The sequence below is a fragment of the Conyzicola sp. genome (assembly GCF_057073975.1).
In genome coordinates, this window is sequence record NZ_JBXMIS010000042.1 from 1 (window position 1) to 15,008 (window position 15,008).

The 15,008-nt window shown below is 67.1% G+C and carries 12 protein-coding genes; 5 read left to right on the forward strand and 7 right to left on the reverse strand.

All coding sequences use genetic code 11. The features are described from left to right. Positions 1–120 precede the first annotated feature (120 nt). The 6 genes from AC14A7_RS03770 to AC14A7_RS03795 form a co-directional block, all read right to left on the reverse strand. Positions 121–1,203, reverse strand: coding sequence for a CAP domain-containing protein (locus tag AC14A7_RS03770; RefSeq protein WP_484006551.1), 1,083 nt, complete (start codon positions 1,201–1,203; stop codon positions 121–123). Positions 1,204–1,274: 71 nt separating this feature from the next. Further along, on the reverse strand, positions 1,275–2,030 hold the full coding sequence (locus AC14A7_RS03775; RefSeq protein ID WP_484006552.1) for a hypothetical protein: 756 nt from the start codon (positions 2,028–2,030) through the stop codon (positions 1,275–1,277). Next, complete coding sequence (locus tag AC14A7_RS03780) at positions 2,027–3,397, reverse strand: MurT ligase domain-containing protein (protein ID WP_484006553.1); 1,371 nt, start codon at positions 3,395–3,397, stop codon at positions 2,027–2,029. The genes AC14A7_RS03775 and AC14A7_RS03780 overlap by 4 nt, the downstream gene beginning before the upstream one ends. Positions 3,398–3,404: 7 nt before the next feature. Further along, positions 3,405–4,754 (reverse strand): RNA polymerase sigma factor, encoded by a 1,350-nt coding sequence (locus tag AC14A7_RS03785; protein ID WP_484006554.1) that lies wholly within the window; start codon positions 4,752–4,754, stop codon positions 3,405–3,407. 183 nt (positions 4,755–4,937) lie between these two features. Further along, a complete protein-coding gene (locus AC14A7_RS03790) occupies positions 4,938–6,275 on the reverse strand; it encodes an MFS transporter (RefSeq protein WP_484006555.1) in 1,338 nt (445 codons plus the stop codon). 29 nt (positions 6,276–6,304) lie between these two features. Then, positions 6,305–7,228, reverse strand: a complete 924-nt coding sequence (locus AC14A7_RS03795) for a proteasome assembly chaperone family protein (RefSeq protein WP_484006556.1) — start codon at positions 7,226–7,228, stop codon at positions 6,305–6,307. Between the two features lie 85 nt (positions 7,229–7,313). Between AC14A7_RS03795 and AC14A7_RS03800 the strand changes: the two genes are divergently transcribed. The 3 genes from AC14A7_RS03800 to sucB all read left to right on the forward strand — a co-directional run bounded on the left by AC14A7_RS03800 (position 7,314) and on the right by sucB (position 11,848). Further along, positions 7,314–8,804, forward strand: a complete 1,491-nt coding sequence (locus AC14A7_RS03800) for a leucyl aminopeptidase (protein WP_484006557.1) — start codon at positions 7,314–7,316, stop codon at positions 8,802–8,804. Between the two features lie 108 nt (positions 8,805–8,912). Beyond that, positions 8,913–10,286, forward strand: a complete 1,374-nt coding sequence (lpdA, locus tag AC14A7_RS03805) for a dihydrolipoyl dehydrogenase (RefSeq protein WP_484006558.1) — start codon at positions 8,913–8,915, stop codon at positions 10,284–10,286. Between the two features lie 62 nt (positions 10,287–10,348). After that, on the forward strand, positions 10,349–11,848 hold the full coding sequence (gene sucB, locus AC14A7_RS03810; RefSeq protein WP_484006559.1) for a 2-oxoglutarate dehydrogenase, E2 component, dihydrolipoamide succinyltransferase: 1,500 nt from the start codon (positions 10,349–10,351) through the stop codon (positions 11,846–11,848). A gap of 7 nt (positions 11,849–11,855) precedes the next feature. Here sucB and AC14A7_RS03815 read toward each other — a convergent pair whose 3' ends face one another. Then, positions 11,856–13,193, reverse strand: a complete 1,338-nt coding sequence (locus tag AC14A7_RS03815; RefSeq protein ID WP_484006560.1) for a protein kinase domain-containing protein — start codon at positions 13,191–13,193, stop codon at positions 11,856–11,858. A 109-nt stretch (positions 13,194–13,302) separates the two neighbouring features. Here AC14A7_RS03815 and lipB point away from each other — a divergent pair, with 109 nt between their 5' ends. After that, positions 13,303–13,941, forward strand: a complete 639-nt coding sequence (lipB, locus tag AC14A7_RS03820) for a lipoyl(octanoyl) transferase LipB (protein ID WP_484006561.1) — start codon at positions 13,303–13,305, stop codon at positions 13,939–13,941. Then, positions 13,938–14,930: a lipoyl synthase gene (lipA, locus tag AC14A7_RS03825; RefSeq protein WP_484006562.1), complete on the forward strand. Its 993-nt coding sequence runs from the start codon at positions 13,938–13,940 to the stop codon at positions 14,928–14,930. The genes lipB and lipA overlap by 4 nt, the downstream gene beginning before the upstream one ends. The last annotated feature ends 78 nt before the right edge of the window (positions 14,931–15,008 follow it).

The window sequence follows — 15,008 nt, forward strand, 5'->3', positions numbered from 1 at the left end:
CCGCTCGTGATCGAGGGCAACTACAACAGCGGCGTCTTCCAGATGAAGCCGAGCCTCAGCGGGCTCAAGATCGGACTGCGGCCGACCTATGCCAAGGCCATGGGCTTCCCGGCCTGAGGCCTATCCGCCGAACTGCTGGCACCACCAGTTGCCGGCCGCCACATAGCCGGATCCCATGCTTGTGAATGAGGGGTTCAGCATGTTTGCCTTATGACCAGGTGAATTGAACCAAGCGTCGACCACCGCCTGCGCCGAGCCGTATCCATACGCGATGTTCTCGCCCCAGGTTCCCCAGCCCCCTGGGTAGCTCGAGTGCGTCATTGAATTGGTACCAGCCATCCGAGACGCGCAGGTTCGCGCTGTCGCGTTCAGCGATCCACTCGCAGATAGGGCGCCGACACCAGCAGCCGCACGATAGTTGTTCACATAGGTGAGTATCGACGAAACACTCACTGCTGCGGGCCAGGATGGGTTGGCAACCGCCGTCGCACCGCCACTACCACCACCACCTCGACGTGCCGCCTTTGCTGCTGCGGCGGCAGCGGCGGCAGCAGCAGCCGCTGCGGCAGCCGCGACGGCCGCGGCCTGAGATGCCTGCACCGTGGCGACCGAGGTCGTGAGTGTTGTGAGAGCGGTCGAGACCGAGCCGTGGCTCTGCCACGCGGAATCCAGTTCGGCGATGGCAGTCGCGGTGGCCTGGCGCGACGCGGCATCGGCGATCGGCGAGGCATCCAGCCCTGCCTTGGCCGCGGCTAGCGCCGTGGTCACGATGGTGGAGAACCGCTCGCGCGCTCCGAGGATCATCGCCCACTTGGCGTTATAGAGCGCTGCCAGCTCCGCGCTCGACGCATCGGCGGCCGGCTGCCGGTCGACGGAGGCTCCGACGGCCACGGCCGTCGACTCGAGTGCGAGCAGGTCGGCGGGGCTGAGCAGGGGCGAGGCACTGGCGGCCCACGCGGTCGCATCGTCGAAGAGCTGCTGTTCCATTGGCGCTATGGTCTCGAGCGCAGAGAGCCGGAGCTCCACGACCCTGGTCTCGAGTTCAGCGGCGGCGGCCACGTCGGCCCGATGCTGCTCGGCGGCGGCGGCTGCCTGGCTCGTGGTGACCGACGCCGTGGTCACACCGCCCACGACGAGCGCAACTGCGACGGCAACCGCGATCGTGCGAACACGATGGGCACGCACAAGCTCCACGATCTTCATAAAACTCCCCCAATTGTCAGGCTAGGCGCACATGGCCGCGCCCCGTAGACCCCCAAACGTGGGGACAAGCGCTATCGAACCCGCTCAGACGGATGCCAGCGGCGCCCATCACGGAAGTCGCGAAGGCGCGCCTCATAGGCGGCAATCGCGAGGGACTCGTGCGCGAGCACGGGCTCTGAGTCGGGATCGATGGTCGACAGCAGCGCCTTGGCGAGATGCGGGTTGGCCACGAGCAACGGGCCGATGAGCGAGGTTCCGATGAAGTTGCCACGACGTACGCCCTCGACCGCGGTCGAGCGGTTGCGGCCGATTCCCCGGTCTGCGGTGATGAAGCCCGCGAGCTCGGCTGGCGCAGCGAGCATGGAGAACTGCGACTTGTATCCGACGACCGGATGCGCGGCCCCGAGGTCTGGCAGCGTGCCGATGACCTTCCCGCTGTAGCGCTCGAACATGCTGATCGTCGACTCGACCTCGAAGACGCCGACACCCTCGACGTCATAGCCCATGTCGTCGTTGCGCAGCCGGGTGCCGAGCACCTCGACGGCGTTATGGGTGAACAAGAAGGACGTGCCGCCCTCGATGAGCGCGGCAATGCGGTCGCGATGCGGACGGAGGTGCTCAACAGCAGTGCGCTGGCCCTGCTCGGTGAGCGGACCGAGGTAGACGAGGTCGACGCGCCCGCTGGCGAAGGCCGGGGTGTCGGTCAGGCTCGTGCGTACGACACGCGCGTCAGGCCGTGACTGCGCGAGCAGCGTGATGTTGGCGGTGTCGCCGTGGAGGTTGGCAATTTCGGGGAAGAGCACCTCGATCGTCAGCGCCGACGTCATACGCGCTCCTCAAGCCGAGTTCGCAACCGGCGCTGCACAGGAGTGCCCGTGACGATCGCGTTGTGCACGCTGTGCAGGTTGAAGACGATGTCGATCCCGTCGAGGTCGACCAGGTCGGCTGCCGCCGTCTCCGACTCAACCACGACGATGCGAGATGGATCAACTCCCGCGATAGCGAGCCGCAGCGCCTGGTCGTGGCGGCGCACTCCCCCGACGACGATCTGGCTGATCGACGCGTCGGCGAGGTACTCGTAGTCGGCGTCGTACGTCCACGCGGTGTTCTCCACCTCGTTGAGGCGCTCTGTCGCCTCATCGACGTTGAGCACGATCGCCTTGCGACCGGGAAACGCCGTGACGTGCTCGAACGCCCGCGACACGGCAACGCCGACGAGGCCTTTGGTCAGGATGCGCACGACCGAGACAGCGCCGACGTTGTCGGTCTCGAAGCGTGTCGTCGGTGGCTCGAGGCTGTCGAACACCCGCGCAGTCGCGGCAGTGTCGTGGCCGACCAGGTGGAGCACTGTCGCGACGGCCGTCTGGTTGTAGACGTTGACGATGCTCTCGTTGATGAGGCGCACGTCGACGGCGGAGCCCGCGAGATCAAGACTCAGGGTGCTGGTCGCCGGGTCGACGGCCGTGGCGCGGTAGGAGGCAGCCGGGGAATGGAATCCGCACGAGCGGCACCGAACTGCACCGATGTGGTTGTACCGCCAGTAGTCCCAGTCGAGCAGGTGGTCGCACACCGGGCAGATCGCCACGTCGACGGCGGCACCCGACGGGCTCGATCCGTCGGCGTCGAGCCGGTCGACGCGGAAGTAGACCCGCGCACTCGATTCCGCTCCGAGCGAGGCAACGATGAGGTCGTCGGCATTGAGCACGAGCGTCGTGCGGTTGCCGAGCGCGGACGACAGGATCCATGCGATGTATGCAGGATGCGCGTTGCGTTTGATCGAGTCGCGCGTGAGGTTCATGCACACGAGGTAGTCGGGTTGCAGCCCCGGAAGCACGAGCTTGGCCGACCGCTCATCCATCTCGAGAACGCCGACATCGACCGTTGGCCGACCGGACCAGCTCACCGCCCCGATGAGCGTGGTCGCGATACCGGCGGCGAGGTTCGACCCCGTGCGGTTGCTCGCGACGCGCGCGCCCTGAAGCTGCAAGGCCTCGGTGAGCAGGTTCGACACGGTCGTCTTGCCGTTTGTTCCCGTCACGACGATCACGGTCGACGGATGCCTGATGGCCCCGATGATTCCCGGGTGGATCCTGCGCGCGACAAGTCCGGGCACATGGGTGCCCGCTCGGCCGAGCACCCGGAGGGCGATCGTCGCGAGCTTTCCTGCCCAGATGGCGAGCAGGACGCGCAGCACGCCCTGCCTACTCGAGGTAGTCGCGTAGGGACTGCGACCGCGAGGGGTGGCGCAGCTTGGCCATGGTCTTCGACTCGATCTGGCGGATGCGCTCGCGCGTCACGCCGAACGTGTCACCGATCTGGTCGAGGGTCTTCGGCATGCCGTCACCGAGGCCGAAGCGCATGCGGATCACGCCGGCCTCCCGCTCGCTGAGCGAGTCGAGCAGGCTCTCGAGCTGCTTCTGCAGCATCGTGAAGCCCACCGCGTCGGCGGGTACGACAGCCTCGGTGTCCTCGATGAGGTCACCGAACTCGCTGTCGCCATCCTCGCCGAGCGGGGTGTGGAGCGAGATGGGCTCTCGGCCGTACTTCTGCACCTCGACGACCTTCTCCGGAGTCATGTCGAGCTCGCGGCTCAGCTCCTCTGGCGTAGGTTCGCGACCGAGGTCCTGCAGCATCTGGCGCTGCACGCGGGCGAGCTTGTTGATGACCTCGACCATGTGCACCGGGATACGGATGGTGCGCGCCTGGTCGGCCATCGCGCGGGTGATGGCCTGGCGGATCCACCAGGTCGCATACGTCGAGAACTTGAAGCCCTTGGTGTAGTCGAACTTCTCGACGGCACGGATGAGGCCGAGGTTGCCCTCCTGGATGAGGTCGAGGAACTGCATACCGCGACCCGTGTAGCGCTTCGCCAGCGAGACGACGAGTCGGAGGTTCGCACCGAGCAGGTGGCTCTTGGCGCGGGCGCCGTCCTTGGCGACCCAGGTGAGCTCGCGCCCGAGCTGCGACCGCTTCTCCGTGTCGCTCATGCCAGAGAGCTTGTCTTCTGCGAAGAGCCCGGCCTCGATGCGCATGGCGAGCTCGACCTCCTCTGCTGCGTTGAGGAGGGCGACCTTTCCGATCTGCTTCAGGTAGTCCTTGACCGGGTCGGCCGTGGCGCCGGTGATGGCGCTGGAGTAGACGGGAACGTCGTCCTCGTCATCAACGAGCGAGAGCACGAGGGCGCCGGTCGGCAGCGCCTCATCCTTGCCCTCGGACTTCTCGTCGTCGTCGTCGCTGTCGTCGGCGGTCTCGTCTTTGGCCTCGTCGTCCTTGACGACGGTGTCGTCGGCGACGACGTCGTCGATGATCGCGTCATCGGCACCGACGACCGCAGCGACGACATCGTCGTCCTCGATCTCCTCGATGTCGACGGGAACGTCGTCCTCGTCGTCGCCAGACGTGGCTTTGGCCTTCGTGGCGGCCTTCGTCTTGGGGGCGGCCTTTGCAGCCGCCTTCTTCACGGGTGCCTTCTTTGCTGGAGCGACGGCGAGGTCGTCCTTGACCTCATCGACAGGACTCTCGAGCGTTGCGGTCTTTGATCGGGTTGCCATTTCAACACCTTTCAGGGGTTCAGGGCGGTGCATGACCTGTTCAGGGGCAGCACTAAGACCCTTGTCAAGTCCTGCGCCTGTTCACGACGAATCGAGAGCCAGAGCGCGAGAAGAAGACCGGGTCTTGCCTCAATTATTGCACGTTTTATCACGGCACCTCGCCACGGGGCACCAATGCCTCACTCAGTGGAAACTGCCGGGCCTCCTGCGCCAGGCCCTCACCAGTGCAACCCAAAGGGGGGCCACCTCTATTCCCTCTTCCTGATGCAGCTTGCGCCGTGTGAGCCGGCGGGCGCGCACCAGAAGCACGACACCGGTGCCAACCACCACGTACTGCACGAGGAAGGCGATCCGGAAGGAGTCGAAGGAGTACAGCTCGGCTGGCTCGCCGGATCCACCGTGTGCACGGTCGATCGCGTCGAGCACCACTCCGATGAGGAACATCATCACGAACGAGGCGGTGAATCCCCCGACGTTCACGATGCCGGTTGCCGACCCGAGGCTGCGCGTCGGGTTGAAGCTGCGGGCAAAGTCGAAGCCGATGAGTGAAGCCGGTCCTCCGAGCGCGACGATCACGAGAAAGGCAATGACAACGGCGAGCGGCGGATGCCCTGGCCACGCCAGCACGACGCCCCACGCGACAGCCATGGCGGCAACGATCACGAGCACGATGTTGCTGCGCCGATACGGATAGCGCGCAGACAGGATGCCGAGCACCGGCCCCGTGACGGCGGCACTGCCGACCAGGATGGTCAGGAGCCCCGCTGCGGCCGCGGGACCATAGCCCAGCCCGACCGACAGGAAGGGAAAGCCCCAGAGCATGGAGAACATCACCGACGACGACTGCGTCACGAAGTGCGACCAGAAGCCGAGCTGGGTTCCCGGTCGTGCAATGGCGTCGCGCAGAGAGTGCAGCGGCGGGGAGCGGATGGCGACGGGCTCGGTGACCGGGGCGTCATCCGGCCGGTTCCTGATGACGAGGAACACGAGAATCGCGGCTAACACAGAGAACGATGCGGCGCTGAGGTAGGCGGGCGTCCAGCCGTAGGCGTGCAGTACGTAGGAGAGGGGAAGCGCCGACAGCAACTGCCCGAGCGCCGCGACGATCCCGAGCGACTGCGTGAGCAGCGGGAGTGCTCGGCCGCTGAACCAGCCGACGATGAGGCGGTTGACCGAGATGAAGGTCATCGCGTCGCCCGCACCGACGAGGATGCGACCGGCGACCGCCATCCAGAACTCCGGTCCGATGGCGAGCACCGTCTGACCCATCGCCACGAGCACGGCACCGAGCAGGATGAGCGGTCGCGGCCCGATGCGGTCGAGCACCACGCCGACCGGAATCTGCAGGCCCGCATAGACGATGATCTGGGCCACCGCGAGACTCGACAGCACTGCCGCGGTGACGTCGAAGCGCTCCGTCGCGTCGATTCCGGCGATGCCGAGCGAGGAGCGCTGCATCACACCGACGAGGTAGGCGAATGCGCCGATAGACACGACAAGCCAGGCGCGACGCGAGTTCACCCCCTCAGCCTAGGCGGCTGCCGAGTGGATCAGTCGGCGTCGCGGTCGCCGCTGTTGCGTCGCGCCGCCAGGAAGTTCTCGAGCTCTGCGGCGATGGAGTCGGCGCTCGGAAGCTCGCCGTCGATATCCATCAGCGGAGAGCGCATCGGGTTCTCGAGCATGTACGAGTCGTGGCGCTCCTCGAGCGTGCCGACGAGCTTGGCGAGCTCCGCGTTGCCCTCCACCTGCACCTCGATGCGCGAGACGAACTCGCGGCCGTCTTCGCGAAGGCTGTCGGTCGGAAACACGAGTCCTGTCGCTGCACTCACACTCTCGAGGGCGGCGACAGCGGCAAGCGGGTACTCGGTGTCGGCAAGGTAGTGCGGAATCAGGAGGACGAAGCCGACGGTCGGGTGACCGAGCTCCTGCAGCCGGTACTCGACGAGGTGAAGGGCGTTGGCTGGAACCTGGGTGTGGGGCTTCCATACCGACATCGCATCGGTGAGCTCTGTGCGGTTGCCGCTCACCGTCACGCCGATCGGGCGGGTGTGAGGAACTGGCATCGGGATGGCGTGCACCCATGTCGTGGTCTTGACGGCGAAACGGTCGACCAGCTCCATGACCGCGGCGGAGAAGCGCTCCCACTGGAAGTCGGGCTCGAAGCCGGTCAGGAGAAGGAACTGCTGCCCGATCTCGTCGGAGGCAAGGTAGAGCTTCAGGGTTGCCGGCCGGTAGTCGCTCAGGTGGTCCTGGTCGAAGTAGATCGTCGGGCGACGCGCACGATAGTCGAGCAGTTCGTCGACATCGAACTCGGCGACGACCTGGTGCTCAAGGGTGTCGAGCAGGTAGGTGCTGAGCTGGGTGACAGCGGCGCCGGAGTCGGCGAAGCCGGTGAGGCCGGCGACGAGATGCAGCCCATCCGGAACATCGCTTGCGATGTCGGAGAGTTCGTAGAGGCCTGCCGGGTTGCGCATGTTTCAACTCTAATGACGCGGTCTCCCGCGCACCGGGCGTGCGCTCATGCCCTGAGCGAACAGAGCGCCGACTTACCATTGGCAGATGACCGTGCCAACGCTTTCCGTCTCCCCCGCCCCCCTCACCAGCATCGACGCAGACGTCCTCGTTGTCGGGGTGACCAAGACGGACGACGGACCACGGCTGGCCACCGACGCACCAGAACTGCTCGCGCTGCAGGACTCGCTCGTCGCCATCGGCGTGAGCGGAGCAGCCGACGAGCTGCGCCGTCTGCCCGTCGCGGGCATCGCAGCGGCGAGTGTCGCACTCATCGGGCTCGGCTCCGGCACCCCGACGCAGAACGACCTTCGGCTCGCGGCCGGCTCCGCGCTTCGCCAGCTGCGCGGCATCGACAGCGTCGTTCTCGCCCTCCCCACGTCGAGCGACGACGATGTGCTCGCCGTGCTCGAAGGCGCCGGCATCGGAGCGTACGCCTACAGCGAGCACCGGGTCACCTCCGCATCGCCCGCGAAGCGCCCGGCCAGCTCCGTCGTGGTCGTCACGGATGCGGACGCGTCGCTCGCTGAGCGCGCATCCATCGTGGCAACGGCCATGCACACCGTGCGCGACCTCGTCATGGCTCCCCCATCCCACATGTACCCGCAGACCCTCGCCGAGGCCGCCGTCGAACTCGCCAGCGCCGCGGGCGTCGAGGTCACCGTGCTCGCAGAGGCAGAGCTCGCGGCAGAGGGCTTCGGCGGCATCCTCGCGGTCGGCTCTGGATCGTCGCGCGGCCCACGACTCGTCAAGCTCAGTTACTCCCCTGCGGGTGCGACCTCCCACCTCGCCCTCGTCGGCAAGGGCATCACCTTCGACACCGGCGGTCTCTCGCTGAAGCCCGCTGGCTCGATGGTCGGCATGAAGTACGACATGACGGGAGCAGCCACCGTGCTCGCCGTCGTCGTCGCCGCGGCACGCCTCGGGCTCCCCGTGCGTCTGACGGGCTGGATGTGCGTTGCAGAGAACATGCCGTCTGGCACCGCAACGCGCCCGAACGACGTGCTCTACATTCGCGGCGGCACCACGGTCGAGAACCTCAACTCCGATGCAGAGGGCAGGCTCGTGCTCGCCGACGGGCTCGTCGCCGCCAGCGAGGAGCACCCGGATGCGATCGTCGACGTCGCCACACTCACCGGGGCCGCGCGCGTCGCCCTCGGCAATCGCTACGCCGGAGCCATGGGCGACACCGAGCTCGTCAGCCGCGTCGTCGACACCGCAACACGGGTCGGAGAGCAGCTGTGGGCGATGCCGTTCCCGGCAGAATTGCGGCAGATGCTCAACTCGGATGTCGCCGACATCGCCAACGTCAAGCCGGGCAACACCGCTGCCGGCATGCTGCTGGCCGGCGTCTTCCTGCGCGAGTTCATCGGATCCATCGGCGAGGGCGACGAGAAGCGCACGATTCCGTGGGCCCACCTCGACATCGCCGGCCCGGCGAACAACGAGGGCGGCGGCTGGGGCTACACCGGGTCTGGACCGACCGGTGTCACAGTTCGCACACTGCTGGCGCTGGCCGAGGACTTCAGCGCAAAGTAGTAACGTTGAACGGGCGAAATCCTCGCCGAAGAAATCTTTCAACCACACGACCGCGCCATATCCTGCCGTCGGTCGAGAACACATCCTTCAACACAAGGGAGTTGCCCGGTGCCTGACCAGAACTTTGACCTCGTGGTACTCGGCGGCGGCAGCGGCGGCTACGCGGCCGCACTGCGCGCCAGCCAGCTCGGCATGACCGTCGGTCTTGTCGAGAAGGGCAAGCTGGGCGGCACCTGCCTCCACGTCGGCTGCATCCCGACCAAGGCCCTGCTGCACGCCGCCGAGGTCGCCGATGTCTCGCGCGAGGCCGCGAAGTACGGCGTCAACGCCACCTTCGGCGGTATCGAGATCGCCGGGGTCACCAAGTACCGCGAAGACATCGTCGCCAGCAAGTTCAAGGGGCTCCAGGGCCTGGTCAAGGCTCGCGGCATCACCGTCATCGAGGGCGAGGGCAAGCTCGTCTCCCCCACCACCGTCGAGGTCAACGGTGAGAAGGTCACCGGCAAGAACGTGATCCTCGCGACGGGCTCCTACTCGCGCAGCCTCCCCGGTCTTGAGATCGGCGGGCGCGTCATCACGTCAGAGCAGGCACTCGAGCTCGACTTCGTTCCCAAGAAGGTCGCCGTTCTCGGCGGTGGCGTCATCGGCGTCGAGTTCTCCAGCGTGTGGAAGTCGTTCGGCACCGAGGTGCACATCATCGAGGCCCTCCCGCACCTGGTTCCCAATGAGGACGAGGCCATCAGCAAGCAGTTCGAGCGCGCCTACCGGAAGCGCGGCATCGAGTTCACGCTCGGAGTTCGCTTCCAGTCGGTCACCCAGAACGACGAGGGAGTCGTCGTCACGCTCGAGAACGGCGCGACCATCGAGGCCGACCTGCTTCTCGTGGCTGTCGGCCGTGGCCCGGTCACCGCCAACCTCGGCTACGAGGAGGTCGGAATCACCCTCGACCGCGGATTCGTCATCACCAATGAGCGCCTCGCCACGAACATCCCCGGCGTCTATGCCGTCGGCGACATCGTGCCGGGCCTCCAGCTCGCCCACCGTGGATTCCAGCAGGGCATCTTCGTGGCAGAGGAGATCGCCGGTCTCAACCCGATCGTGGTTGACGACCTCAACATCCCCAAGGTGACCTACAGCGACCCGGAGGTCGCATCGGTCGGACTCACCGAGGCGAAGGCCGCAGCGCAGTACGGCGCGGAGAACATCTCCACCTACGACTACAACCTCGCCGGCAACGGCAAGAGCCACATCATCGGCACCTCCGGCTCGATCAAGGTCGTGCGCGCCAACGACGGCCCCATCGTCGGCGTGCACATGATCGGCGCGCGCGTTGGCGAGCTCATCGGCGAAGCCCAGCTCGTCGTCAACTGGGAGGCCTACCCAGAAGACCTCGCTCCCCTCATCCACGCTCACCCCACGCAGAACGAGGCACTCGGTGAGGCATTCCTCGCCATCGCCGGCAAGCCCCTTCACGCAATGTGAGCGTCTTTTCAGACGCAGAACTAAGCTGTTAGAGCAGAAGATTTACTAAAGGAGCATCACTGATGAGCGAATCCGTCAACCTCCCCGCACTCGGCGAGAGTGTCACAGAGGGCACGGTCACCCGCTGGTTGAAGAAGGTCGGTGACCGCGTCGAGGTAGACGAGCCACTGCTCGAGGTCTCAACCGACAAGGTCGACACAGAGATCCCTTCACCGGTCGCTGGTGTGATCGAGGCGATCCTCGTTCAGGAGGATGAGACGGTCGAGGTCGGAACCGCCCTCGTCACCATCGGTACCGGCGAGGACGCTGCTGCAGCAGAGGCGGCTCCAGCTGCCGCCGCTGAGCCTGCAGCACCTGAGCCTGCAGCAGCTGAGCCGGCTGCTGTGCCTGAGCCCGCAGTGCCGCCGGCGCCGACCCCCGCTCCTGAGCCCGCAACCGCTCCTCCGGCCCCGGCCGCTCCTCCCGCACCGGCTGCTGCCCCGGTAGCGGTCGCGCCTCCGGCACCGCCAACGGCCGCAGCACCGACATCAGACGCGCCGCCGCCCGCGGCAGCCCCGGCACCCCCGGCCCCGGCTGCTCCTGCTCCGGCCGCTCCCGCCCCGGCTCCCGTTGCCGCTCCCGCCCCGGCAGCCCCCGCGTCTGCGTCGACCGCGCCCAATGCGGGCTACGTGACCCCGCTCGTGCGCAAGCTCGCGAACGAGAAGGGCATCGAGCTCGAGGGCCTGGCCGGCACCGGTGTCGGCGGTCGCATCCGCAAGCAGGATGTGCTCGCCGCTGTCGCAGGCAGCGCACCCGCTGGCTCTGCACCCGCCGCCGCCGCTGCGCCAGCCGCGTTGGAGACCTCGCCCCTGCGCGGCACCACGGTGCCGATGACGCGCCTTCGCAAAGTCGTCGCGCAGCGCGCCGTGGAGTCGATGACGTCGACCGCGCAGCTCACGACGGTCGTCGAGGTCGACGTCACGGCAGTCGCGAAGTTCCGGGACGCCGTCAAGGGCGACTTCCAGGCCAAGACCGGGCAGAAGCTCTCCTTCCTCCCCTTCTTCGCCCTGGCTGCCGCCGAGGCGCTCAAGGCGTACCCGATCATCAACTCCACTGTCGACGGGGACTCCATCGTCTACCCGGCCAGCGAGAACATGAGCATCGCGGTCGACACGGAACGCGGTCTGCTCACCCCGGTGATCCGTAACGCAGGTGAACTCAACATCGCCGGCTTCGCGGCCCAGATCGCCGATCTCGCAGAGAGAACCCGCAACAACACGCTCAAGCCAGACGAGCTCGCCGGCGGAACGTTCACGCTGACCAACACCGGCTCGCGCGGCGCGCTGTTCGACACCCCCGTGGTGTTCCTCCCCCAGAGCGCCATCCTCGGCACGGGCATTGTCACGAAGAAGCCGGTCGTCATCACCGCCGACGGCTCCGACTCGATCGCTGTGCGCTCGATGGTGTATCTCGCCCTGTCGTACGACCACCGCATCATCGACGGCGCAGACGCGTCCCGGTTCCTTGTAGCGGTCAAGAACCGCCTCGAGGCCGGCACGTTCGACGCCGATCTCGGCATCTGACCAGTCATCACCTCGTCAGGTAGTCCCTGACCCGCCAACCGGCCTCGCCCTTCACCAGAAGGGCCGAGGCCGGTTTGCTGTTATCGCCCGTGGTGAAGCTCACCACTGCGGCGTCGCCATGCCGCTCAACGAGCTCGGTGGAGTCGTCGTCGACCATGAGGTCGACCCCCGTCGTCTGACCGCTTTCGATGGAGCGAATGACCGCCACGTCGTCGTCGAGCGCCGCGGAACCGCTCTGGTCGACGCCCTCCAGGCACAGGACGCTGAGATCGCGGATGCAGCGGGTGCGCTCCGCGAGGAGCACGGCCATCGCGGCGACAGGATCGTCCTCGACCACGGGCGACTCGTCGACTGCTGCCATGGACGTCACGGCTGGTGTCGCCGGCGTCTGCGCTGCGCTCTGCGACGAGGCGGAGGGGGCGAGCAGCAGGGCGGTGATCAGCGAGCTCACACCGACGGCCGCCGCGATCCAGACCGGTCGGCGCACCGTTCTGATGCCCTCCAGGACGGCCTTCAGGCTGTCCTCGTGAACCGGAAGGTGCGGGACGAGGGAGGCCAGACGACCGAGCAGCCGTTCCGTTCTCGTGGCGACACGGAGCTCCACGACCTGCATCGGTAGCGGCGCCGCCTCGGCCAACGTGAGTCCGCGCTCGGCCGTCGGCGCGAACCGCACGGGCGCAGCTTGGCCGAGTGCGAAGACACGGTCGAGCAGGTGATCTGTGAACGAGTCAGGGTAGCCGTCGCGTTCGAGCTCGGCGAGCCAGCTGGACAGGGGCGCGCCAGCATGGTCGAGGTGGGAGACCACGCCCTGCACAAGGCGCCCGAGGGCGAGTCGGTCTTCAAGGACCGGGCGCGACGTGGACAGCATGGCCTGGTTCGACGGGGGAACGAACAGCGTCGCCCGCCCGAAGCCGACAATCACGGGTGCCCCCGTTGCACGGAACATCACGCGGTCTGCCGCGATTGAACCGTGCGCCACGCCGCTGGAGTGCAGCGCGCCAACGGCCGCCACGAGCGGCGCGAGCACCGTCACGGCCTCTCCGGCACCGAGCGCACCTCGAGCGGTCAGCAGCCCAGCGAGCGACATCGACTCGAGTCGTTCGAGCACGAGGAATGGCGATCCGGATGGTGCGGTGCCGACCTCGCGGAGGCTGACCACGTGCGCGTGGGAGGCACTGGAGAGTGCCGCGATCTCGTCGTCGACGGACTCCGGTGACGCCCCGGGACGGAAGACCTTGATGGCCGCAGCCCGTTCGCCGTCGTGGGCGAGGAACACTCGCGAGCGGGTTCCGGCCCCGAGCAGTCGCACGAGGCGGTACTCGCCCATCGTCTCTCCCGGATTCACCTGTTCATGCTGCTGCGGCGTCGACGGGCATCCGGGTCCTTCGTCGAGTTCTGTGGATAGCCGAGCGCATAGTGCAGTCTGTGGATAAGCCGCGACGTAGGATTGGGGCGTGGTCGACTTTGTCGTCGCGGGGCTAAGCGCCAACTCCGTGCCGTATGTCGAAGCCCTAGAGCTTCAACGCGCAGTCCATCGTTCCGTCGTCTCCGGGGAGCGACCAGACACGGTCATCCTTCTCGAGCACCCCAGCGTCTACACCGCGGGAAAGCGAACGGATGCCAGCGAGCGTCCCGCAGACGGCACCCCCGTCATCGACGTCGACCGCGGCGGCAAGATCACCTGGCACGGACCAGGACAGCTCGTCGGGTACCCCATCCTCCGCCTGGCGGAGCCGATCGACGTCGTCGGCTACGTGCGCCGTCTCGAGGGCCTGCTCATCGACGTGCTCGCCGAGCTCGGTGTCGACGGACAGCGGGTCGAGGGCCGCAGCGGCGTCTGGATCGAGGCCGCCAACGGCACGTGGGACAAGATCGCCGCCATCGGCATCCGCGTTGCCGAGGGCGTGACGATGCACGGCTTCGCGCTCAACTGCTCCAACGGCTTCGAGGCCTACGACGCCATTGTGGCGTGCGGCATTCGCGACGCCGGCGTGACATCCATCAGCCGCGTTCTCGCACGGACGGTGACGACGGAGGACGTCGTGCCGCTCGTGGAACGCGCTTTCGCAACGATCTTCGAGGTAACCGCATGACCCACGATTCTGCCGACGGCCGCAAGCTCCTTCGCCTCGAGGTGCGCAATGCGTCGCACCCGATCGAGCGTAAGCCGGAGTGGATCAAGACCGTCGCCAAGATGGGCCCGGAGTACCGCCAGCTGCAGTCGCTCGTCAAGAGCGAGGACCTGCACACGGTGTGCCAGGAGGCCGGCTGCCCGAACATCTTCGAGTGCTGGGAGGATCGCGAGGCCACCTTCCTCATCGGCGGCAGCCAGTGCACCCGCCGCTGCGACTTCTGCCAGATCGACACGGGGAAGCCCGCCGACTACGACACCGACGAGCCCCGTCGCGTCGCGGAGTCCGTCGTGCAGATGAACCTCCGCTATGCCACCGTCACCGGAGTAGCCCGCGACGACCTTCCCGACGAGGGCGCGTGGCTGCACGCAGAGACCGTTCGCCAGATCCACGCGATGAACCCGTCGACCGGCGTCGAGATCCTCGCGACCGACTTCTCCGGCAACCCGGAGCTGCTGAACGTCGTCTTCGAATCGCGGCCGGAGGTGTTCGCCCACAACGTCGAGACGGTGCCGCGCATCTTCAAGCGCATCCGGCCGGCCTTCCGCTACGAGCGGTCGCTGGATGTCATCACCCAGGCCCGCGACTTCGGCCTCATCACCAAGTCCAACCTGATTCTCGGCATGGGCGAGACCCGCGAGGAGGTCAGCCAGGCGCTCCAGGACCTCCACGACGCCGGCACCGACATCATCACGATCACGCAGTACCTCCGGCCGACCCCGCGGCACCTTCCCGTCGACCGCTGGGTGCGCCCGGAGGAGTTCATCGAGCTCAACGCCGAGGCGGAGCAGATCGGGTTCCTCGGGGTGCTGAGCGGTCCCCTCGTGCGCTCGAGCTACCGTGCCGGGCGTCTCTGGGCCCGGTCGATGGCCTCGAAGGGCCGCGTCATCCCTGCGCACCTCGCCCACATTGCCGACGCACCGACCGAGTTCGCGCAGGCGGTATCTTAGAAAGCATGGCACGCGAACCGAGACCGAAGAAGATCAAGGACCCGAACAAGGAGCCCAACCGCCTCGTTCAGATCTGGC

Excerpts from the sequence above, each read along its gene's own strand:
- AC14A7_RS03795 (WP_484006556.1), bottom strand. The coding sequence starts at position 7,228 with ATGCGCAACCCGGCAGGCCTCTACGAACTCTCCGACATCGCAAGCGAT.
- AC14A7_RS03770 (WP_484006551.1), bottom strand. The coding sequence starts at position 1,203 with ATGAAGATCGTGGAGCTTGTGCGTGCCCATCGTGTTCGCACGATCGCG.
- AC14A7_RS03785 (WP_484006554.1), bottom strand. The coding sequence starts at position 4,754 with ATGGCAACCCGATCAAAGACCGCAACGCTCGAGAGTCCTGTCGATGAG.
- lipA (WP_484006562.1), top strand. The coding sequence starts at position 13,938 with ATGACCCACGATTCTGCCGACGGCCGCAAGCTCCTTCGCCTCGAGGTG.
- AC14A7_RS03800 (WP_484006557.1), top strand. The coding sequence starts at position 7,314 with ATGACCGTGCCAACGCTTTCCGTCTCCCCCGCCCCCCTCACCAGCATC.
- AC14A7_RS03775 (WP_484006552.1), bottom strand. The coding sequence starts at position 2,030 with ATGACGTCGGCGCTGACGATCGAGGTGCTCTTCCCCGAAATTGCCAAC.
- sucB (WP_484006559.1), top strand. The coding sequence starts at position 10,349 with ATGAGCGAATCCGTCAACCTCCCCGCACTCGGCGAGAGTGTCACAGAG.